Raw genomic sequence first — 22,649 nt, 5'->3', positions numbered from 1 at the left:
CACGGGGCCACCGTGGCAGATCGCCGTGACGCCGCATCGCCGTGACGCATCGCCGTGACACGGGGGAAGGGCCGGGGAGACGACTCCCCGGCCCTTCCTCCGTACGACTCCTCGGTACGGCGTACGGGGCGTACGGATCGCTCCGTGCGCCCCGTCCGTCCGTCAGACCGACGCGCCCCGGCGCGCGACCCAGCCGTCCCAGGCCGAGGTGATCATGTCGCGCACGTCGTGACGGGCCTTCCAGCCCAGCTCCGCGTGGATGCGGTCGGCGGCGGCGACGACCCGGGCGGGGTCGCCGGGGCGGCGCGGGGTGACGAGCGGCTCGGTGGTGTGGCCGGTGATCTCGTTGATCAGCTCGACCATCTCGGTGACGGAGACGCCCTCGCCGCGGCCGATGTTCACCGTCAGGTCGCGCGGCTCGCCCGCCTCGGCCCACTCCGCGAGCTTGCGCGCGGCGACGAGGTGCGCGTCGGCCAGGTCCTCGACGTGGATGTAGTCCCGGATGCAGGTGCCGTCGGGCGTGGCGTAGTCGTCGCCGAAGATCCGCGGGGACTCCCCCGCGTCCAGGCGCTCGAAGACCATCGGCACCAGGTTGAAGACCCCGGTGTCGGCCAGCTCGGGGGCGGCCGCGCCGGCCACGTTGAAGTAGCGCAGGCAGGCCGTGGAGATGCCGTGCGCCGCGCCCGCGGCGCGCACCAGCCACTCACCGGCCAGCTTGGTCTCGCCGTACGGGCTCAGCGGCAGGCAGGGGGTCTCCTCGGTGACGAGGTCGACGTCCGGCATGCCGTAGACGGCGGCGGAGGAGGAGAAGAGGAAGTTGCGCACGCCGGCGGCGGCGACGGCCTCCAGGAGGACCGTGAGACCGATGACGTTCTCGCGGTAGTAGTGCAGCGGCAGCTCGACGGACTCGCCGACCTGCTTCTTCGCGGCGAGGTGGACGACGCCGGTCACGCCGTGCTCGGCGATCGTGCGGTCCAGGACCTCGCGGTCGAGCGTGGAGCCGACCACCAGGGGGACGCCCTCCGGCACCCGCGACTCGTATCCCGTGGACAGGTCGTCGAGGACGACGACCCGCTCGCCGGCCTGCGTCATGGCACGGACGACATGGGAGCCGATGTATCCGGCGCCACCGGTGATCAGATAAGTCATAGCCCCAAACCCCTTTCAATGAGAGCTGCGGGAGATCCTGCGGAGTTTTGCCCCGATCGCCCGGAGCCCGTCACGGACACCCGGTGCGAGCCGCACCGCCAGCGATCCGTTCGCCGTCGTGTACTGCCGCACCAGCAGTACACCGTACCGGCTGCTCGGCACGAGCGACCGACGCTGCCGTTCCGCCGGGAGTCGGAGGGCCGTCGTGAAGACCGCGCCGTCCGCGCAGGTCACCGTGGCCCGCACGTCCCAGAGCTGCACGCCCCGGTTCCCACGGCGACGGCCCTCGCGGGCCAGACCGGTGAGTCCGGCGGGGACACGGCCGGACCAGCCGGCGGGCCCTTCGGCCAGCTCGGCCCGCTCGGTACGGGCGGGGATGTCGGCGCCCCGGGGCAGGAAGTCGATCCGCGCGGTACGGGGAACGGCGGCGCCCAGCCGTCCGTACAGGTCGCGGACGGTGAACCGCAGTTCGCCGCCGATGCCCGCCCCCGCGCCGCCGGTCGCTCCGGCGCGCAGGTTGCCGTCGACGAGCAGCGGGAGGCCGTCGAGCGGCACCGAGTCCAGCCCGTCCAGCTCCACCGGGAGGTCCTCGGACCAGACGGCGGTGTCCCCGCTCAGGGCGTGGGGCGGCAGCAGCCGGGCGGGGTCGGCGGTGAGCCGGGAGAGCCGCTCCAGGTCCCGCGGCTCCTCGGCGGCCAGCACGAACCGGGCGGCCCAGCGGGCGGGGGCGGCCGCCGCGGCGATCGCGCCCTCCCCGAAGGTCCCGAGGTACGCGCGGGTCAGCTCCCACCACTCGGTGCGGTACGCGATGTCGTGCGACCGCAGGTCACGGGCGTACAGACGCAGGTCGTGCTCGAGGAACTTGGTGCGGCAGGCGGAGGCGAGCTCCTTGCGGCCGGCCGCCTCGAAGGTCTCCACGGCGGTGCGGTGGGCGGAGATCCGGGCCTGCCAGTTGGCGATGCCGTCCCGGTCGAGGGAGATCGACAGCCGGGCGGTGGCGGCACGGCGCACATGCCAGATGTAGACCGTGTCGGGGACGACGGCGACGCGCGGCGCGGCGGCGAGGACGCGGGCGGTGAAGAGGAAGTCCTCGTAGACGCAGCGGCCTTCGGGGAAGCGGATGCCGTGCTCGGCGAGGAACGCGCGGTCGTAGACCTTGTTGACGCAGAGCGTGTCGTGCACGAGCGGCAGCAGGTCGTCCGCGGTCTCCAGGACGGCGGGCTCCCGGTACAGCGCGGGCTGCCAGCGCACGTCGCGGCCCTCGGGCAGCTCCCGCCGTACGCAGGCGCCGACGGCGACGGGGGTGTGGTGGCGCTCGGCCGCCGCCACCAGGGTCTCGGCCGCGCCCTCGGGCAGGACGTCGTCGCTGTCGAGGAATATCACGATGGGCGCGGTGACGGCCCGGAAGCCGTCGTTGCGGGGGGTGCCGCAACCGCCGCTGTTCACCGTGCGGTGGACGACCCGCAACCGGGGGTGCAGCGCGGCCAGTTCGTCGAGGACCCGGGCCGTACCGTCGCTCGATCCGTCGTCGACGGCCACGACCTCGGCGACGACGGGTCCCTGGTCGAGCACGGACCGGATCGCGTCACCCACCAGCGCCTCGTCGTTGTGCGCGATGACGACGACGCCGAGCTTTCCTGCCACCTCAGTGGACGTGATGCTGCTCACATCGAGGATGCTACGGTCCCCCGGACACCCGAACGGCCTCTGCCCGCCCCGTCCAACAGGACGGGTGAGAGAGGCCGCTCGGTTGACGAACCGGGGAACCGGGGCGGGGCGCCGCGAGAGGCAGCCCGACCACCCGGCTGCGCCGGAACGCTCCCGTTAGAACGGGTCGAACTCGTCGAACGCGCGCTGTGCGTCGTCGCGCTCCGCCTCGCGGTCGCGGCGGCGCTGGGCCGCGGGACGCGGGGCTTCGAGGCGGTGGGCAGAGCCTGCTACCGGCCGCCCTCGCACGGCTCGGCCCCGAGGGGCCTCACCGGCATCGGACGACTGCGCCGGACTCCGTCCGGCGACCGGCGCACCGCCCGGACCCGCCGGAACAGCCCCGGCCGAACCGGTCCTGTCGGAGCGGTCTAGCCGAACCGCCCCGCCGGAGCAGCCCCTTTAGAACGGGTCGAACTCGTCGAACGCGCGCTGTGCGTCGTCGCGCTCCGCCTCGCGGTCGCGGCGGCGCTGGGCCGCGGGACGCGGGGCTTCGAGGCGGTGGTCCTCGCCTCGGCGGCCGAGCATCTCGGCGCCGGCCATCATCGTGGGCTCCCAGTCGAAGACGACCGCGTTCTCCAGGGAGCCGATCGCCACGCCGTCGCCCGCGCGGGCACCGGCCTTCATCAGCTGGTCCTCGACGCCGAGGCGGTTGAGGCGGTCGGCCAGGTAGCCCACGGCCTCGTCGTTGTTGAAGTCGGTCTGGCGGACCCAGCGCTCCGGCTTCTCGCCGCGCACCCGGTACACGTCCTCGGCCTCGTCGTACGTGACCGTGAAGCCCGCGTCGTCGACGGCCTTCGGGCGGATGACGATACGGGTCGCCTCCTCCTGCGGCTTCGACGCGCGCGCCTCGCCGACGATGCCGGCGAGGGCGAAGGAGAGCTCCTTGAGGCCGAGGCGGGCCACGGCGGAGACCTCGAACACCTGGTAGCCGCGGGCCTCCAGGTCCGGGCGGATCATGTCCGCGAGGTCCTGGCCGTCGGGGATGTCGACCTTGTTGAGGACGACGATGCGCGGCCGGTCCTCGAGACCGCCGTACTGCCGCAGCTCCTCCTCGATGATGTCGAGGTCGGTGACCGGGTCGCGGTCCGATTCGAGGGTCGCGGTGTCCAGCACGTGCACGAGGACCGAGCAGCGCTCGACGTGGCGCAGGAACTCCAGGCCCAGGCCGCGGCCCTGGCTGGCGCCCGGGATGAGACCCGGCACGTCGGCGATCGTGTAGACGGTCGAGCCGGCCGTGACGACGCCCAGGTTCGGGACGAGCGTGGTGAAGGGGTAGTCCGCGATCTTCGGCTTGGCGGCCGAGAGGACCGAGATGAGCGAGGACTTGCCGGCGCTCGGGTAGCCGACGAGCGCCACGTCGGCGACGGTCTTCAGCTCCAGGACGATGTCCCGGGCCTCACCGGGCTCGCCGAGGAGCGCGAAGCCGGGGGCCTTGCGGCGCGCGGAGGACAGCGCCGCGTTGCCGAGGCCGCCGCGGCCGCCCTGGCCCGCGACGAAGGTGGTGCCCTGGCCGACGAGGTCGGCGAGGACGTTGCCCTCCTTGTCGAGGACGACGGTGCCGTCGGGCACGTTCAGGACGAGGTCCTGGCCGTCCTTGCCGGAGCGGTTGTCGCCGGCGCCGGGCTGGCCGTTGGTCGCCTTGCGGTGCGGCGAGTGGTGGTAGTCGAGGAGCGTGGTGATCGCCTGGTCGACGACCAGGATCACGTCGCCGCCGCGGCCGCCGTTGCCGCCGTCGGGCCCGCCGAGCGGCTTGAACTTCTCCCGGTGAACGGAGGCGCAGCCGTGGCCTCCGTTACCCGCGGCGACATGCAGCTCGACGCGGTCCACGAAGGTGGTCATGGGTGTGCCTCCATCTGAATACGTGCGGAATGTCTATCTAGTAACACGCGAAAGGCGGACCCGCTTCCCGACCGGGAAGTGAGGTCCGCCTCCGCAGAATGAACCGATCAGGCGACCGGAACGATGTTCACGACCTTGCGGCCACGGTGGGTGCCGAACTGCACCGAACCGGCCTGCAGGGCGAACAGCGTGTCGTCGCCGCCACGGCCGACGCCGGAGCCCGGGTGGAAGTGGGTGCCACGCTGGCGGATGAGGATCTCACCAGCGCTGACGACCTGACCGCCGAAGCGCTTCACGCCGAGCCGCTGGGCATTGGAGTCGCGCCCGTTCCGGGTGGACGATGCGCCCTTCTTGTGTGCCATGTCTCAGTCCCTCTTACTTCGCAGCCGCGGGGATACCGGTGACCTTGATCGCCGTGTACTGCTGGCGGTGACCCTGGCGACGGCGGTAGCCGGTCTTGTTCTTGTAGCGCAGGATGTCGATCTTCGCGCCCTTGTGGTGGTCCACGACCTCGGCCGTGACCTTGATGCCGGCCAGGACCCACGGGTCGCTGGTCACGGCGTCGCCGTCGACAACGAGCAGGGTCGAGAGCTCGACCGTGTCGCCAACCTTGGCAGTGGAAATCTTGTCAACCTCAACGATGTCGCCGACAGCAACCTTGTGCTGGCGACCACCGCTGCGCACGATGGCGTACACGCGGATCTCTCTCTCACTCGGGATCGAAACCTCTGAAGCCAGCCACTCACACGGACCCGAGGGCCCGCGGCGTTCCGGAATCGGACGAGCGGCCTCTCCCGACGAGCGGGAGGGAGGTGCTCAGAGGCGCGACGCGTCGATAGACACGCCGACGGTCTAGGTTACGGGCGGCTGCCGCAGAGGGTCAAATTCGCCCGTTCGGTGCGGGCCGCCCCGGTGAGGGGGCGGCCCGCACCCACCGGTCAGTCCTGGGCCGGGGCGGCGGTCTTCTCCGCCGCCTTCTTGGCCGGGGCCTTCTTGGTGGTGGTCTTCTTCGCCGCGGTCTTCTTGGTCGCCGCCGTCTTCTTGGTGGCGGCCTTCTTGGCCGTGGTCTTCTTCGCCGCGGTCTTGCGCGCCGCCGTCTTCTTGACGGGGGCGGGCTCGGCCTCGGTCTCTGCGGCCTGCGGGGCCGTCTCGGCGGCCTCGGCCGGAGCCGTGGTCACCACGACGACGGCCGCGTCCTCGGCGCCCGAGGGCGAACCGGCGGGAGCGGTGGCCTTGCGGACCACCCGGCGGCGGGCCCGCGGCGGGGCGGCCACGGGGGCCTCCTCGGCGACGGGCGCGACGGCGGGCTCCGGCTCCGCGACCGGCGCCACGACGGGCTCCGGCTCCGGGGCGGTCTCGACGACCGGCTCGACGACGGTCGGCGCGGCGGCCGGCTCCGTGGTCGAGACGACCGGGGAGGTCGCCCGGCGGGTGGCACGGCGACGGCCGCGGGGGGCCGGGGCCGCGGTCTCCTCGGCCACCGGCTCGGCGACGGTCTCGGCGACCGGGGCCACGACGGGCTCCGGCTCGACGACCGGCTCCGGCGCCGCCACGGGCTCCGGCTTCGGCTCGGCCTTCGGCTTCGCCTCGAACTCGACGGCCTCGGTCTCCACGACCGGCCGCGCGGTGGCCGGCGCGGACACCCGGCGGGTCGCCCGACGGCGGCCGCGACCACGGGTCGCGGCGGCCTCCGCCTCGGCGACGGAGCCGTACAGCTCCTCGTCCGCGGCGATCGGCTCGGGCAGCGCCACCGGGGCGGCCACCTCGGCGGCGACCTCGGCCTCGGTCTCGACCTCGGCGGTCTCGACGTCCGTCTCGGCGTGCTCGTGCTCGTGGACGTGCTCGGCGCCGCCGCGGCCGCGCTTCTTCGAGCGCTTGCCGCCGCCACCGCCACCGGCGGTGGTCGGCTGCTCCATGTGCACGATGACACCGCGGCCGTTGCAGTGGACGCAGGTCTCGGAGAAGGACTCCAGGAGGCCCTGGCCGACCCGCTTGCGGGTCATCTGCACCAGGCCGAGCGAGGTCACCTCGGCCACCTGGTGCTTGGTCCGGTCGCGGCCCAGGCACTCCAGGAGGCGGCGCAGCACCAGGTCGCGGTTGGACTCCAGGACCATGTCGATGAAGTCGATGACGACGATGCCGCCGAGGTCGCGCAGCCGGAGCTGGCGCACGATCTCCTCGGCCGCTTCGAGGTTGTTCCTCGTCACGGTCTCTTCGAGGTTGCCGCCCTGGCCGGTGAACTTGCCGGTGTTGACGTCGACGACGATCATCGCCTCGGTCTTGTCGATCACCAGCGAGCCGCCGCTGGGCAGCCAAACCTTGCGGTCGAGCGCCTTCATGAGCTGCTCGTCGATCCGGTACGTCGCGAAGACGTCGACCTCGCTCGTCCACTTGGACAGGCGGTCGGTCAGGTCCGGGGCGACGTGGTGCACGTAGCCGTGGATGGTCTCCCACGCCTCGTCACCGCTGACGATGACCTTGGAGAAGTCCTCGTTGAAGATGTCGCGGACGACGCGGACCGTCATGTCCGGCTCGCCGTAGAGCAGCGTCGGGGCGTTGCCGCTCTTCGCCTTCTTCTGGATGTCCTCCCACTGCGCCTGCAGTCGCTCGACGTCGCGGCGCAGCTCGTCCTCGCTCGCGCCTTCGGCGGCGGTGCGCACGATGACGCCCGCGTCCTCGGGGACGATCTTCTTGAGGATGGTCTTGAGACGGGCGCGCTCGGTGTCCGGGAGCTTTCGGCTGATGCCGGTCATCGAGCCCTCGGGGACGTACACGAGGTAGCGGCCGGGCAGCGAGACCTGGCTGGTCAGACGGGCGCCCTTGTGGCCGATCGGGTCCTTGGTCACCTGGACGAGGACCGACTGGCCGGACTTGAGGGCGGTCTCGATGCGGCGCGGGCCGTTGCCCATGCCGAGCGCCTCGAAGTTGACCTCGCCGGCGTACAGGACGGCGTTGCGGCCCTTGCCGATGTCGACGAAGGCGGCCTCCATGGACGGCAGGACGTTCTGGACCTTGCCCAGGTAGACGTTGCCGACGTACGAGGTGGCCTGCTCCTTGTTGACGTAGTGCTCGACCAGCACGTTGTCCTCGAGGACGCCGATCTGGGTGCGCTCGCCGCTCTGGCGGACGACCATGACGCGCTCGACGGCCTCGCGGCGGGCCAGGAACTCGGCCTCGGTGATGATCGGGACGCGGCGGCGGCCCTGCTCGCGGCCCTCGCGGCGGCGCTGCTTCTTGGCCTCGAGGCGGGTCGAGCCCTTGATGGACTGGACCTCGTCGGCGCCGGTGCCGGGCTCGGCCTTCTCACGGGCCGGGCGGGGCTCGCGGACCTTGACGACCGTACGGACGCCCTCCTCGTCGGTGCCCTCGGCGTCGGCGGAGGCGTCCCCGCTGCGACGGCGGCGGCGACGGCGGCGGCGGGAGCTGCTGGAGCCGCCGGCGAAGGCCTCGGCCTCGTCGTGCTCCTCCTCGCCGTCCTCGGACTCCTCGGTCTCGTCGGAGTCCTCGGAGCGCGGCTCCTCGTCCTCGGACTCCTCGGCGTCGGCGAGCTCACCGCGGCGACGGCGACGGCCGCCACGGCGGCGGCGACGGGACGGGCGGTCCTCGTACTCGTCGGTCTCCTCGGAGTCGTCGGCCTCCTCGGCCTCGTCGGCGGCGGCCTCGACCTCGGGCTCGTCGGCGACGGTGGCCGGGACCGGCTCGACGGCGACGGGCTCGCCGCGGCGGCGACGGCGACGGCGGGAGCCCTCGGGGCGCTCGGCAGGCTCGGGGGTCTCGGGGGCCTCCTCGACCTCGGTGACGGCCTCGACGGTCTCGATCTCCTCGACCGTCTCGTCCTCCTCCGGCTCCACCGGGGCGGCGGCAGCGGCCGCGGCGGCGGTCTCCGGGGTCTGGAACATCGGCTCGGTGAAGACCGGGGCCTGGAAGACGGCGACGGAGGGGCGCGCGGCACGGCGCGACTCGCGGGCCGGGGCGGGCTCGGAGGTGAACTGCGGGGAGGTCGCGCGGCGGCGGCCGCGGCCGCGGGTGGCGGCGGTCTCGGCGGCGGCGACCTCGGCCTCGTCGGCGGTGATCTGCGCGACGGCGGCGGTCGGCAGCGACTCGCCGGTGGCGGCGGGCTCGGCGGTGGCGGCCGGCGCGGCGGTCACCTCGGGCGAGGTGGCCTTGCGGGTGGCGCGGCGGCGGGTGCGCGGGGCGGGCGCGGCGGCCTCCTCCGCGACCTCGGCGGCCGGGGCGGGCGCGGCAGCCGGAGCGGCAGCGGCCACCGGTTCGGCGGCCGGAGCGGCGGCGACCACGGTCTCCGCGGTCTCCTCGGCGGCGGCGGGCGCGCCGGCCGGGGCGGTCGCCTTGCGGGTGGCGCGGCGGCGGGCGCGGGCCGGCGGGGCGGCCTCGGGGGCCTCCTCGGCCACGGGCTCGGCCGGCGTGACCGCGGTGGTCTCTTCGGGGGCCTCGGCGGCGGCCGGGGAGGTCACCGGCGAGGTGGCCTTGCGGGTGGCGCGGCGGCGCGGGCGGGCCGGGGCGGCCTGGGAGGCCTCCTCGACGGCCTCGGGGGCGGCGGCCTCGGCGGCGGGGGCCTCGACGGCCGGCTCCGGGGTCTCCACGGCGGGTGCCGCGGTCTCCGCGGCCGGTGCGGTGGCCTTGCGGGTGGCCCGGCGGCGGGCGCGCGGCGCGGGTGCGGCCTCGGTCTCGGCCGGGGCGGCCTCCACGGGCGCGGCCTCGGCGGCCGGCGCGGCCGCTACGGCCTCTGCGGCCTCTGCGGTTTCGGTGTTCGCACCCGTCACCGGCGGACCGGCGGGGCGGGAAGCGGCGCGGCGCCTGCGGCGCGGCGGCAGCTTGTCACCGGGGGCGTTGGTGTCTTCGTTGGACTCGAGCATGCGGGGTTCTCCCGTCACGCTCCCGGGCGCCGCGTCTTGGTCCGGTCCGGCGGCACGGTCGCGCCTGGGGCGCGGTGCCGCCGTCCGGGGCGCGGGCGCCGCACGGGAGCTCTGTGTCTGGCTCGCCGGTTCCGTACGCACTGTGCGTACGGCCTGGCGAAAGTCTCCTGGTCAGTGCGCTGCCCGACCCAGGTGGCTCCCGAGTACCAGGGCGGCGCTACGACGACCGCTCCCTACGCGATGCCGGCACCCGGCGCCGTCGCAGAGGCGGTCGCGGCGGCCGTGGTAGATGCGGCCTTGACTGCCTCGCGGTCGGGCGCGAGCGGGTCGGTCACCGTGCCGGACTCCTCGTCGAAGAGCCCCTGCGCCAGCCTGGTCACCGCAGCGGGGACCGGCGGCGCCAGGTCGGCCACAGCTCGGAGACCGGACAGGACGTCGTCGGGTCGTACGGCAGGTGTCACGTGCCGAACAACCAGCCGCAGTATCGCACAGGCGCTGTCCAGCGGCCTATCACCCTGGGGATCGCCCTGGGGAGCGGCTGCCGTCAGCTCGGTGACCGCGGAGCGCGCGTCGAAGGTGCGGACGCCGTTCTTGGTCTTGCGCTGTACTTCCACGGTCTCGGCCGCGAGAAACGCCTCGGCGGCCTTCTCCACGTCCTCGACGGCGACGCCTTCGAGACGCAGTTCCCAGATGGAGGCGGTGAGCCGGTCGGCGAGGCCCGAGGTGCGGGCCTCGACGGCGTCGGTGATGTCGAGGCCGGCGGGGAGGGACTCGTCGAGCAGGGCCCGCAGGGTCTCCGGGTCGCGCGCCTCGGTGAGGGCGATCTCCAGGTACTCGGCTTCGGAGCCCGTGCCCGTGGGGGCGGCGTTGGCGTACGACACCTTGGGGTGCGGGGTGAAGCCGGCCGAGTACGCCATGGGCACCTCGGCACGGCGCAGCGCACGCTCGAAAGCGCGCTGGAAGTCACGATGGCTGGTGAACCGGAGGCGGCCGCGCTTGGTGTAGCGCAGTCGGATGCGCTGCACCGCCGGTGCGGGCGGCGGGCCTTCGGGCTGTCGCTTGCCCAGTGGTTCTTCTCCTCGGTGCGGGGCGGGCGCGGGGGGCGCGCCGCCCACGAATGTACGGGGGCTCTCTCGGGGGCAGCCGGCTCATCCCCCCTGGCGCGGGGAGATCTCGGACTCGGCCGCCACGCCGGGAACGGTCTGTCGTGATGCAGCACCTCCCAGGTTACGCGCCCGACCGGGGATGCCGGGCACGGGCTCGGGCTCCCGGAGCCCTCCGAAGAGGGCGCGCCACGCGTCGCGGCGGGCGGCGGCCACGGTCGCGCGGGCCGAGGCGAGGGCCGCGGACACCGCCCGGCCCGCCTCGACGGCGGCCTTCCTGGCCGGGCGCCACACGGCGTCGCGCACGAGGTGCCCGACCGGGGTGCAGACGCTTCGGTAGAACCAGGCGACGGGTCGGCCGATCAGGTTGCGGGCCAGCCGTTTCAGGGCGCGGCCGACGGCCCTGGTGACGTAGCCGGCGACGCGCCAGGCGACGACGAGCGCGTCGGCGAGCTCGCGTCCCACGACCGCGAGGACCCGTCCGACGGGGGTGAGGACCCAGCGGTACAGGAACACGAGGGGGGCGAGGACAAGGACCCTCAGCAGCAGGCCGACACCGCGGCCGAGCAGCGCGACGCCCCGCCCGAGCAGCGCGAGACCCCGACCCGCGCCCCTGGCGAGCCAGGTGAGGCCGTGGCCGAGCGGGGTGAGGACCCGGCGGTACACCCCCGTGGCGACGGGCACGACCGCGTACCGCCACAGGGCCGTCCACGGCCATACGAGCACCGCCCGCAGCACCAGGCCGGTGCCGCGGCCGAGCGGGGCGAGCAGTCGGGCGTACGCCCAGGCCGTGCCGCGGGCGAGGCCGCGGCCGAGCGGGGCGAGGACGGTCCGGTGCAGCCAGGCCGCCGGAGCCGCGATCCCGTGGACGGCGACCGGCACGATCACGTACCGCCAGAGCCCGAGCCACGGCCAGTAGAAGAGGGTCTTGAAGAGCGTCGCGACGAGCCACCAGCACGCGGTGGCGACCCACTCCGCCAGCCGGGCGACGGCCCGGCCCACGGGGGCCAGCACCGCGTCGCCGAACCAGGCGAGGGCCCGGCCGACCGGGCGGAACACCCTGCGCAGGAACGCGCCGCACAGGACGAGGACGTCCCATCCGAGGCGCAGGGGGACGACGAGGACCAGCACCACGATCCGTACGGGAATCCTGACGGCCGCCGTCAGACAGCCCTCGGGCTGCGGCGGGTGGCCTGTTCTCTCCGGGTGCATATGCCTGGAGACGCATCACGTGCACCGGTGGTTTCTTCCCGGTCCATTCGGGGTTCGCCGGTCGTGGCGCTACGGTGGGCGCCGCCGTAACCGGACGGACGGGCACCGCCTGCAGGGGCGTCCCCGTAGCCTGAGTCTGTACGTCCGTCCCCCGCATACCCCCGACACGCTGAGGCTTGGTATGAAAATATCCTTTCTTCTGGTCGATCGCTGCCACATCGGAGGCGTGGTCAGCGCGATCCACAACCTCGCCAAGGCGCTCGCGGACCACCACGAGGTCGAGCTCGTCTCCCTCCGCCGCAACCGCGACCAGGCGTTCTTCCCGCTCGACCCCCGGGTGAAGACCCTCGCGCTCAGCGACATGCGGAAGCACTCCCACACGTACGACGGCGACGACCCGCACATCGAGACGTTCCCGCACATCTACCCGAACGAGCCCACGGACAAGAAGCCGTGGATCAGCCGCCTCGCCGAGCGGCGGCTGATGGAGTACCTGGCCACGACCGACGCCGACGTGGTGGTCAGCAACAACCCCAAGATCACCATCATGCTGGCCTACGCGGACCGCGACTTCCTGAAGGTCGCCATGGAGCACTCCCGGCCCGCGCAGTACGGCCCGCACATCCGGGACGCGCTCTTCAAGGACGCGTACCCGAAGATGGACGCGATCACCGCGCCGACGCCGGACGAGTGCCGGACCATCGCCGGCGTCGTCCCCGGCGTGAGCCACCTGCTCTCCCCGATGCCGAACTGCATCCCGGCCCACGAGGGCCAGATGTCCACCGGCGACAACAAGATCGTCGTCACGGCCGGCCTGCTCAAGCCGCACAAGGGCTTCGACGACCTCATCGAGGCCTTCTCCAGCGTGGCGCCGCGCCACCCGGACTGGAGCCTGCGGATCTACGGCTCCGGCCCCGAGCACGGCAAGCTGCGCAAGAAGATCAACGACTCGGGCAGCAACAACCAGGTCTTCCTGATGGGCCCGGCCACCCCGGTCACCCCGGAGTTCGCCAAGGCGTCCGTGTTCGTCCTCCCCTCCCGCCTGGAGGCCTTCGGCAACGTCACCGTCGAGGCGATGGCGGCCGGCCTGCCGGTCGTCGCGTACGACGCGCCGCACGGCCCGCGCAACATCATCACGCAGGGCGAGGACGGCTACGTCGTGCCGCTCGGCGACAAGAAGGCGCTCGCCGAGCACATCGAGAAGCTGATCGCCGACGAGGACCTGCGCCGGAAGATGGCGGCCGCCGCGGTGGCCAACGTCGTCCGCTTCCAGGAGGCCGAGACGGTCGCCCGCTTCGAGCAGCTCGTGGAGACCATGCGGGCCCGCCGGGCCATCCCCCGCACGGCCGCCGCCGTGGTCACCCCGCAGGGCGACGTCCGGGTGAAGGTCGAGGAGCTGCCCGCCGGCAGCGACGCCGTGCTGGTCTGCAAGGACATCCGCAAGAAGGCCGACGAGGTGGTCCTCCCCCTCATCGGCGGCGAGGCGCTCGTCCCCTCGCTCGGCACGCTCGTCGAGGGCGACTGGGAGCTGGCGATCCGCGCCGCCGGCTTCGACATGCCGCTGCGGTCGTCCGGCTGCGACACCCTCCAGATCCTGTCGCTGAAGCTGCCCCGCGCCGAGGGCCCCGCCCTGTCCCTGCTGCTGCCGCACGACCACACGGACGGCACTCTGCGGGTGCAGAGCCGGGTGCGCGCCCAGCACGTCGAGGTCGCGGCCGTGCACGCCGGTGCCACCTCGATCGTCATCGACGCCGCGGCCTGGGGCGTCGAGCCCGGCACGGGCAGCGTGATCGAGGCCGTCCACCGCAAGGACGCCGACAAGAACTTCACCGTCCCGGTGAAGCCCGGTGCCGGCGGCCGCTTCACGGCCTCCCTGGACAACGCCGCCGCGGCCCGTCTGCACCAGGCCGGCACCGAGGACATCTGGGACCTCTGGCTGCTGCCGGACCGCGACTCCGCCCGGATCCGCGTCTGCAAGCTGGCCACCGACGTGCTCACCCCGATGACCGTCTTCACCTACCCGTACCCGGTGGTGAACGGTTCCGGCGCCCCGGTCGCGGCCGCCGCGGACACCAAGGCGAAGAGCGGCTGGCGCAACCGGCTGTCCTCGACCGTCCCCGCCGCCGTCACCGGTGGCGTCAAGCACGAGCTGCGCCCGTACTTCGCGAGCAACGGCCAGTTCTCGCTGAAGATCATCGACAAGAAGTGACCGGCGACCGGTAGGCGGACCACGGCCCGCCGACCGGCAGGCGGGCCCCGGCCCGTCACGACGGAGCCCCGGCCCGCAGGGAGACCTGCGGACCGGGGCTCTTCCGTATGCCCGGGGGCACCGCCTACAGCGGCGCGCCCTCCTCGGCGATCTTGAACATCAGATCGGCGAGACGGCCGGCCGCGTGGCCGTCGTCCAGGTCGCAGAACTGGTGGTGGAACTCGTCGTACTTCTCCTGGTACTCGGCCGCCACCTCGTCGATCTCACGGATCGCCTGGAGCAGGTCGTTCGAGTTGTCGACCAGCGGACCCGGGGCGTCGTTCTCGAAGTCGAAGTAGAACCCGCGCAGCTTGTCGCGGTAGTGCTCCAGGTCGTACGTGAAGAACAGCATCGGGCGGCGCAGGTGCGCGTAGTCGAACATGACCGAGGAGTAGTCCGTGATCATGATGTCGGCGGCCACGTAGAGGTCCGCGATGTCGGGGTACTCGGAGACGTCGAAGACGAAGCCGTTCCCGGCACCGGGGATGCTGTCCACGATGTTGGAGTGGCGCCGGATGAGGAAGACGTGGTCGTCCCCGAGCCGGCGGCGGGCGTCCTCCAGGTCGACCCGGAGGTCGAACTTGAACTGACCGCGGCTGTGCGAGAGGTCGTCGCGCCAGGTCGGCGCGTACAGCACGACCTTCTTGCCCTCGGGCAGCCCCAGCTTCTCCCGCACCTCACGGGCCCGCTCGTCGCGGTCCTCGGCGTAGAGGTAGTCGTTGCGCGGGTAACCCGTCTCCGCGATCAGCCCGTTGTAGCCCATGGCGCGCTTGAGGATGGGGGTGCTGAACCGGTTCGACGAGACGAGGACGTTCCAGTTCGCCGCCTCCTGGACCAGCCGCTCGTGGTAGTTCGGGTCGAACTTCGGGGCGTCGATGTCCAGGCCGATCTTCTTCAGCATCGTGCCGTGCCAGGCCTGCACGATCACCTGGCCCTCGCGCCGCTTGATCCAGTGCGGGAGGTGGGCGTTGGTGACGATGTAGCGCGAGCGCGCCAGCGCCTCGTACCAGTCCCGGCCCTGGAACTTGACGGCCTTGACCGTGTCGGGGAGCTCGACCTGGCCGTCCCTGACCAGCCACAGGTGCTCGACGTCCGCACCGCGGCGCAGCAGCTCCTCGTGGACGGCGCGCGGGCTGTCCGAGTACTGCTTGCCGTTGTAGCTGATGTACAGCACCGAGTCGCGCAGCGGCAGCTCGCGGCCGGCCTCGTAGACCTCCTGGCGCAGCTGGTACTGGCGGTTCGCGCCCTTCTCCATGGCCGTGAGGTCGGTCATGCAGTTCAGCTGCGGGTGGTCCTGCCAGTGGACCTCGAGCTGGTACTCGCGGCCGTTGTGCGTGGCCTCCAGCGGGAACTGGGTCGCGGCGAGGCGGTCCACGACGAGCGGGATCGACGGCTCGTCCTCCGCGCCGTCCAGGCGGAACACCCAGCGGCCGGCCTTCAGCGGCAGCCTGCCGCCGGCACCCGACATCGTGGAGGGGCGGAAGGTCGCCTCGAAGCCGCCGTCCGGGAGGGCGGTCAGCGGGACGGTCTTCTCGTCGAAGCGGTTCTTGGCGCTGACGACCAGGTGGTGGCCCGACAGGTCGACCGACGCGGTGCCGCGGATCGTGAACGTGCCGTCGGACTCGGAGATGCCGGTGATCGTGGCGCGCAGCGGGCGGCCGGAGAACTTCAGGTAGCCGTTGGCGCCGGAGAGGACGGCGACCTCGTTCAGCGAGGCCTCCTCGCCGAACGCCTCGGTCAGCCGGATCTGGAGGTCGGCGAGACCGTCCCGGACGACGACCCGGAGCTTGCGCGGGGTCTGCTCCGGCTCGTCGATCTGGATCTGCGTGCTCCAGTTGCGGCGCATCAGCTTCGCCGGGTCGGCGCCGCCCGCGGCGCGGGCCGCGGCGGTGTCCAGGTGCTCCGGCAGCAGGGCGACGTCCCGCAGGGGGACGCGGACCCGCAGGGGGATGCGGCCGCCGGCGGCCGGGAGGAGCTCCACCGGGTAGAGGAGCGCCTCACCGCTGTTCTGGTTGGCGACGCGCAGGGATATCTCGGCGCCCGGGGCGACGGTCTCGCGGAGTTCGCCCTCGACGAGGATGTCGTCGCCGGACTGCTCGAAGCCGTTGATCAGGACCGGGACCTTCTCGATGCGCAGCTTGAGGGCCGCGCGCCGCATCTCCGGCACCATCCGGTAGTTCTCGTCGAGCCACTGGTAGGGCGGGTACGTGAGGCGGTCGGAGCCGTACGAGTGCACGGAGCGGGAGCGCACGAGGCCGCCGGACAGCACGCGCATGCCGACGTGCCAGAGGCCTTCCTGCCACTGGTCGCCCTTGCGGAAGCGGGCCGGGTCGATGACCGTCTCCCAGCCGGCCCAGTCGAAGCTGTGACCGCGTCCCTTGTGGCCCGAGCCGGTGGTGGCCTCCGGGTCGAAGATGTTGGCGAGCGGCAGCAGCATGCGGCGCTGCGTGCCGTCCTTCTTCAGCTGGAGCAGCTTGACGACGCTGCGCTTGCCCGTCTGGTCGACGCGGTCGATCCAGGCGTGGCCGGCCAGCCGCAGCTTGCCGTTCTCCCAGGACAGCTCCTTCAGCGGCGAGCGCAGCTGGAGGTCCTTGTCGACCCGCAGGAACCTCTTGGGCAGCAGGTCCGCGTGGGACTCGAGCGAGGGGTACTTGGCGTACTTGCGGATGACACCGCCGAGCTCGACGGGCTCGCCGAGCCGCTCCGCCTCGATGAACTCGAGGATCTCGGCCATGGCGTGCTTGCGGACGAGCAGCCACTTGACGCGCAGCGCGGTGGGCAGCCGGTCGAGGGCCTTGATGTCGACCTGGTCGAGGTACTTGTTGGCCACGCGCAGGAACTCGGCGCGGTACTCCTCGTCGCCGTCGGGCAGCACGTTGAGGAAGATGCGGAGGTCGCCGGTGAGGACGGTGTGGTCGTACTCACGCTTCAGCGAGTCGGCGACGGGGTCCTTCTGCGCGGCGAAGAAGCGGCTCACGGACTCCACGGCCGACGCCCGGTCGCGGGCGGCCTTCGGCTCGTTGCGGCGCTGGGTGATCGAGGGGCTCGCCTCGCCCTCGCGCAGCCGCCAGTAGTACGTGGCCTGGCTGATGATGTCGACGGACTCGGCGAGGTACTGGGCCGGCACGATGACCGGGGTGTCCTCGTACAGCACGCCCTCGGGGAAGCGCAGCGCGTGCTGGTCCCAGAAGTCGCGGCGGAAGACCTTGTTGCAGGCGATCCGGTCGGTGAGGAGCTGGCGCTTCCTGCTGACGTGCGTGCGCTTGACCGCGCCCCGGGAAAGGAACCGGTGCATCGGGGACTGCCACACCTTGGTCGAGTTGATGTGCTCGACGTTGCCGGTGGCGAAGGAGGAGCCGGTCTCGTCCAGGCTGCTGATCATCATCCGGTAGGCGTCCGGCGGGATCATGTCGTCGCTGTCGACGAACGCCAGGAACTCGCTCTGCGGGGCCAGGCTGTCGATACCCGTGTTACGGGCGGCACCCAGGCCGGCGTTCTCCTTGCGTATCAGCCGGAAACGGGCGTCCTTGGCCGCGTACTCCGCCGCTATCGCGTGGGACTCGTCGGTGGAGCCGTCGTCGATCATGAGAACTTCCAGGTCCTGGAAGGTCTGCACGGCCAACGAGTTGAGGCAGGCGGGCAGGTACTGCGCCACGTTGTAGATCGGGACGATGACGCTGAGCCGGGGTGCCATGTAGTTCTGCGTTCCTTTCCGTTTCAGACCCGCTCGACAAGCTCGAGCGCCTGAGGGGTGACGGGGCGTGCTCTTCGGTTTTCCTGCGGACCGACGAGGGCGTCTCCGCCCTCCGGGAAAAACCCGCCCAGCCCTCGGCAAGACCTGGTTCCGCTCGGCCTATACGACTCTGCGGCGACCCCCCGGCCGCCGCAGCACTCCAGAATAGACGATCCGTACCACGGCCGTTTTCCTGCCGTTGTGTCCGTCATCACCCCTTCGTCGCCGGGTCACCGATCGGACGGAGGGCCCCGCAGGGGGCGAAAGCGGCGGTGACGTGGGCGGGAACGGTTCCGGGGCGGCCGCCCGCGGCCTCGGGGGCGCGGAAGGGCTCCTGTCATACTTCATCCGAGCGGTTCGACTGAGGAGACGACAAGGCATGGCGGCTGCAGCTACCCCCAGATTCAGCGTGATCATCCCGGTCTACGGGGTCGAGGGCTACATCCGTGAGTGCCTCGAGTCGGTGACGTCGCAGGGGTACGGGGACTTCGAGATCATCGCGGTCGACGACTGCTCCGTGGACAGCAGCGGCGCCATCATCGACGAGTTCGCCGCCCGTGACCCGCGGGTCCGCGCCGTCCACCGCGCCGAGAACGGCGGCATCGGCGCCGCCCGCAACACGGGCGTCGAGCACGCCCGCGGCGACTACCTGCTCTTCATCGACGGCGACGACTCGATCCGCCCCGGCTCGCTGCAGGCCATGGCCGACCGCCTCGACGCGGCCCGGGACCCCGAGATCCTGCTGTTCGACCACGTCCGCACCCATGTGGACGGCAGCGTCGAGACCAGCAAGACCGGCCCGTACCTGGCCGCCATCCGCGACCGGGTGGTCAGCCCCGTCGACGAGCTCGAACTGCTGCGGATCTTCGCCGTGGTGTGGAACCGCGTCTACCGCCGCGACTTCTTCACCGGCGGGGGCTACACCTTCACCGACGGGCTGTACGAGGACGCGCTCATGGTCTACACGACCATGGCCGACGCCCAGCGCGTCGCGGGCCTGGAGTACGTGGTCGTCGAGTACCGCCAGCGCCGCCAGGGCAGCTCGATGCGCAGCAGCTCCCCGCGCAAGCACTTCGTGATCTTCGATCAGTACCAGCGGGTCTTCGACCACCTCGAGGGCCGTCCCGGTCTCGACGCGTACCGCAGGCTCGTCTTCGAGCGGATGGTCGCGCACTTCCTCTTCACCTTCGCCCGCGGCTTCCGAATACCCCGCAGCCACCGGCGCGCCTACATCAAGCAGGCCGGCAAGACCTACCGCAGGAACGAGCCCGCGGGCTTCACCCCGCCGCCCGGCATGCTCGGCCTGAAGTTCAAGGTGATGCGAACCGGTTCGTACGCCGCGTTCGAGGCCCTCAAGACGGTCAACGGCACCCGGGAGACGGCCTTCGGCGCCCTCGGCCGGACCAAGCGCTGGGGCGGCCGCAAGGCCCTGCGCGCCTACTACGGTGTGCAGCGCCGCCTCCCGCTGGACGAGAACCTCGCCGTCTACTCGGCGTACTGGGGCCGCACCCCCGGCTGCAACCCGCTCGCGGTGCACGAGGCCGCCAAGAAGCTCGCGCCCGCGCTGCGCGGCGTGTGGGTCGTGAACCAGGCGTACGCGGGCAGCGTGCCGGCCGGTGTGACCCGGATCGCCCCGGCCACCTTCGGCTACTGGAAGGCGATGGCCCGGGCCAAGTACCTGGTCAACAACGTGAACTTCCCGGACTCCGTGGTCAAGCGCCCCGGCCAGGTGCACCTGCAGACCCATCACGGCACCCCGCTCAAGCGGATGGGTCTCGACCAGCAGCAGTACCCGGCCGTCGCCCGCAGCATGGACTTCGACAAGCTCCTGGAGCGGGTGGACCGCTGGGACTGGAGCGTCTCGTCGAACCAGCACTCCACCGAGCACTGGGAGCGGGTCTACCCGGCCGCCTTCCGGACCCTGAACACCGGCTACCCGCGCAACGACGTGTACTACCGCGCCACCGCCGCGGACGTCCGCCGGATCCGCGGCGAACTCGGCATCGGGCACGGCAGGAAGGCGGTCCTGTACGCCCCCACCGTGCGCGACCACCAGAAGGACTCCTTCGTCCCGCGCCTCGACTTCGCGCGCTTCGCCCGCGAACTCGGCCCGGACTTCGTCCTGCTGGTCCGTGCCCACTACTTCTACGGCGGCGACCCGGAGCTGGCCGCCCTCGCCGAGCGGGGCGCGCTGATCGACGTGTCGCGGTACCCGTCGGTGGAGGAGCTCTGCCTGGCGTCGGACGCCCTGATCACCGACTACTCGTCGATCATGTTCGACTACGCCAACCTCGACCGGCCGATCGTGACGTACGCCGACGACTGGGAGATGTACCGCACCTGCCGCGGTGTGACCTTCGACCTGCTCTCGGGCGAGCCGGGTGACACCCCCGGTGTGATCACCACCACCGAGGACGAGCTGATCGAGGCCTTCCGCGGCGGCGCCTGGGAGGCCGAGCCGGCCGCCGCCCTGCGGCAGGCCTTCCGGGAGCGCTTCTGCTCCTGGGACGACGGCTTCGCCGCCGAGCGGGTCGTCCGCCGGGTCTTCCTCGGCGAGGAGCGGCCCCGGCCGGCCGTGGTGCCCGTGGCCGAGCGCACCCCGGCCCCGTCGCCGCGGGTGGCCGAGGCGTCGGTGCCGCGCCAGGCGGACGCCCAGGCGGACACGGAGGACCGCCCGGTGGCCCGGGCCTAGCGGCCGGCGGCCGACCACGGACCGCGCGTACGAAAGAGGCGCCCGGAGCGAATCCGCTCCGGGCGCCTCTTCTTCGTGCCTGTCCGCGCGGGTCCGGGGTCCGGTCCTTCGCGCGGGTCCCGCGTGGGCTACTTCACGACCGACAGCGGCAGCAGCTTCTTGCCGGTGGGGCCGATCTGGATGTGGGTGTCCATCTGCGGGCAGACGCCGCAGTCGAAGCACGGGGTCCAGCGGCAGTCCTCGACCTCGGTCTCGTCGAGCGAGTCCTGCCAGTCCTCCCAGAGCCAGTCCTTGTCGAGACCGGAGTCCAGGTGGTCCCAGGGCAGGACCTCCTCGTAGGTGCGCTCGCGGGTCGTGTACCAGGCGACGTCGACGCCCATCTCCGGCAGCGTCTTCTCGGCGCAGGCCATCCAGCGGTCGTACGAGAAGTGCTCGCGCCAGCCGTCGAAGCGGCCGCCGTCCTCGTACACCGCGCGGATGACCGCGCCGATGCGGCGGTCGCCGCGGGACAGGAGGCCCTCGACGATGCCCGGCTTGCCGTCGTGGTAGCGGAAGCCGATCGAGCGGCCGTACTTCTTGTCGCCGCGGATCTTGTCGCGGAGCTTGCGCAGCCGCTCGTCCGTCTCCTCGGCCGACAGCTGCGGGGCCCACTGGAACGGGGTGTGCGGCTTGGGGACGAAACCGCCGATGGAGACGGTGCAGCGGATGTCGTTCTGGCCGGAGACCTTGCGGCCCTCGGCGATCACGTTCATCGCCATGTCGGCGATCTGGAGGACGTCCTCGTCGGTCTCCGTCGGCAGGCCGCACATGAAGTACAGCTTCACCTGGCGCCAGCCGTTGCCGTACGCGGTGGAGACGGTCCGGATGAGGTCCTCCTCCGAGACCATCTTGTTGATGACCTTGCGCATGCGCTCGGAGCCGCCCTCGGGGGCGAAGGTGAGGCCGGAGCGGCGTCCGTTCCTGGTCAGCTCGTTGGCCAGGTCCACGTTGAAGGCGTCGACACGGGTGGACGGGAGGGACAGGCCCACCTTGTCCTCCGTGTACCGGTCGGCGAGGCCCTTGGCGATCTCACCGATCTCGGAGTGGTCCGCGGAGGACAGCGAGAGGAGGCCGACCTCCTCGAAGCCCGTCGCCTTGAGGCCCTTCTCGACCATCTCGCCGATGCCGGTGATGCTTCGCTCCCGCACGGGGCGCGTGATCATGCCGGCCTGGCAGAAGCGGCAGCCGCGGGTGCAGCCGCGGAAGATCTCGACGGACATGCGCTCGTGGACGGTCTCCGCGAGCGGCACGAGGGGCTGCTTGGGGTAGGGCCACTCGTCGAGGTCCATGACGGTGTGCTTGGAGACGCGCCACGGCACGCCGGACCTGTTGGGCACGACGCGGCCGATGCGGCCGTCCGGCAGGTACTCCACGTCGTAGAACCGCGGGATGTACACCGAGCCGGTCCTGGCGAGGCGGAAGAGGACCTCCTCGCGGCCGCCCGGCCGGCCCTCGGCCTTCCAGGCGCGGATGATCTCGGTCATGTCGAGGACGGCCTGCTCGCCGTCGCCGATGATCGCCGCGTCGATGAAGTCCGCGATCGGCTCGGGGTTGAAGGCCGCGTGGCCGCCCGCGAGCACGATCGGGTGGTCGACGGTCCGGTCCTTCGACTCCAGCGGGACGCCGGCCAGGTCGAGGGCGGTGAGCATGTTCGTGTAGCCGAGCTCGGTGGAGAAGCTCAGGCCGAACACGTCGAACGCGCCGACGGGGCGGTGGCTGTCGACCGTGAACTGCGGGACCTTGTGCTCCCGCATCAGCTCTTCGAGGTCCGGCCAGACGCTGTAGGTGCGCTCGGCGAGGACGCCCTCGCGCTCGTTGAGCACCTCGTACAGGATCATCACGCCCTGGTTGGGCAGACCGACCTCGTACGCGTCCGGGTACATCAGCGCCCAGCGGACATCGGCGGACTCCCACGGCTTGACCGTGGAGTTCAGCTCTCCACCGACGTACTGAATCGGCTTCTGCACGTGCGGGAGCAGAGCTTCGAGCTGCGGGAAGACAGACTCGGCAGCAGACATCTCGAACCTTCGTGAGCTGGCAGGGGGGCGACTCT

Annotated in this window: 12 protein-coding genes; 2 read left to right on the top strand and 10 right to left on the bottom strand. The window is 72.1% G+C overall.

All coding sequences use genetic code 11. From position 1 onward, the window contains the following. Window positions 1-162: 162 nt before the first annotated feature. The 8 genes from galE to AMK27_RS28600 form a co-directional block, all read right to left on the bottom strand. Window positions 163-1,149: a UDP-glucose 4-epimerase GalE gene (galE, locus tag AMK27_RS28635; RefSeq protein WP_073914118.1), complete on the bottom strand. Its 987-nt coding sequence runs from the start codon at window positions 1,147-1,149 to the stop codon at window positions 163-165. A gap of 15 nt (window positions 1,150-1,164) precedes the next feature. Next, window positions 1,165-2,817, bottom strand: coding sequence for a glycosyltransferase family 2 protein (locus AMK27_RS28630; protein ID WP_241847628.1), 1,653 nt, complete (start codon window positions 2,815-2,817; stop codon window positions 1,165-1,167). Window positions 2,818-3,255: 438 nt separating this feature from the next. Beyond that, window positions 3,256-4,695: a GTPase ObgE gene (obgE, locus tag AMK27_RS28625; RefSeq protein WP_073914114.1), complete on the bottom strand. Its 1,440-nt coding sequence runs from the start codon at window positions 4,693-4,695 to the stop codon at window positions 3,256-3,258. A gap of 107 nt (window positions 4,696-4,802) precedes the next feature. Further along, entirely contained in the window at window positions 4,803-5,057 is a 255-nt protein-coding gene (rpmA, locus tag AMK27_RS28620; RefSeq protein WP_073914109.1) for a 50S ribosomal protein L27, read from the bottom strand. Window positions 5,058-5,070: 13 nt separating this feature from the next. Next, window positions 5,071-5,391, bottom strand: a complete 321-nt coding sequence (rplU, locus tag AMK27_RS28615) for a 50S ribosomal protein L21 (RefSeq protein WP_015033583.1) — start codon at window positions 5,389-5,391, stop codon at window positions 5,071-5,073. 242 nt (window positions 5,392-5,633) lie between these two features. Beyond that, the gene (locus AMK27_RS28610; RefSeq protein WP_073914104.1) at window positions 5,634-9,569 is read right to left on the bottom strand and encodes an Rne/Rng family ribonuclease; all 3,936 of its coding nucleotides are present in this window, start codon (window positions 9,567-9,569) and stop codon (window positions 5,634-5,636) included. 233 nt (window positions 9,570-9,802) lie between these two features. Next, on the bottom strand, window positions 9,803-10,594 hold the full coding sequence (locus tag AMK27_RS28605) for a TIGR03936 family radical SAM-associated protein (protein WP_073914095.1): 792 nt from the start codon (window positions 10,592-10,594) through the stop codon (window positions 9,803-9,805). A 123-nt stretch (window positions 10,595-10,717) separates the two neighbouring features. Further along, complete coding sequence (locus tag AMK27_RS28600; RefSeq protein ID WP_073914090.1) at window positions 10,718-11,884, bottom strand: hypothetical protein; 1,167 nt, start codon at window positions 11,882-11,884, stop codon at window positions 10,718-10,720. Window positions 11,885-12,110: 226 nt separating this feature from the next. On the opposite strand from AMK27_RS28600, the gene AMK27_RS28595 reads away from it, so the two are divergent. Next, a complete protein-coding gene (locus AMK27_RS28595) occupies window positions 12,111-14,093 on the top strand; it encodes a glycosyltransferase (RefSeq protein WP_158076934.1) in 1,983 nt (660 codons plus the stop codon). Between the two features lie 124 nt (window positions 14,094-14,217). Here AMK27_RS28595 and AMK27_RS28590 read toward each other — a convergent pair whose 3' ends face one another. Continuing rightward, complete coding sequence (locus tag AMK27_RS28590) at window positions 14,218-17,826, bottom strand: bifunctional glycosyltransferase/CDP-glycerol:glycerophosphate glycerophosphotransferase (protein WP_073914084.1); 3,609 nt, start codon at window positions 17,824-17,826, stop codon at window positions 14,218-14,220. Between the two features lie 418 nt (window positions 17,827-18,244). On the opposite strand from AMK27_RS28590, the gene AMK27_RS28585 reads away from it, so the two are divergent. Further along, window positions 18,245-20,557, top strand: a complete 2,313-nt coding sequence (locus AMK27_RS28585; RefSeq protein WP_073914079.1) for a bifunctional glycosyltransferase/CDP-glycerol:glycerophosphate glycerophosphotransferase — start codon at window positions 18,245-18,247, stop codon at window positions 20,555-20,557. Between the two features lie 128 nt (window positions 20,558-20,685). Here the strand turns inward: AMK27_RS28585 and AMK27_RS28580 are convergent, their stop codons facing one another. After that, entirely contained in the window at window positions 20,686-22,614 is a 1,929-nt protein-coding gene (locus tag AMK27_RS28580) for a TIGR03960 family B12-binding radical SAM protein (protein ID WP_073914073.1), read from the bottom strand. Window positions 22,615-22,649 lie beyond the last annotated feature (35 nt).

This window comes from Streptomyces sp. CB02009 (genome assembly GCF_001905825.1).
In the GTDB taxonomy this organism is placed as follows: Bacteria; Actinomycetota; Actinomycetes; order Streptomycetales; family Streptomycetaceae; genus Streptomyces.
This window is presented reverse-complemented; position numbering and strand designations above follow the sequence as displayed.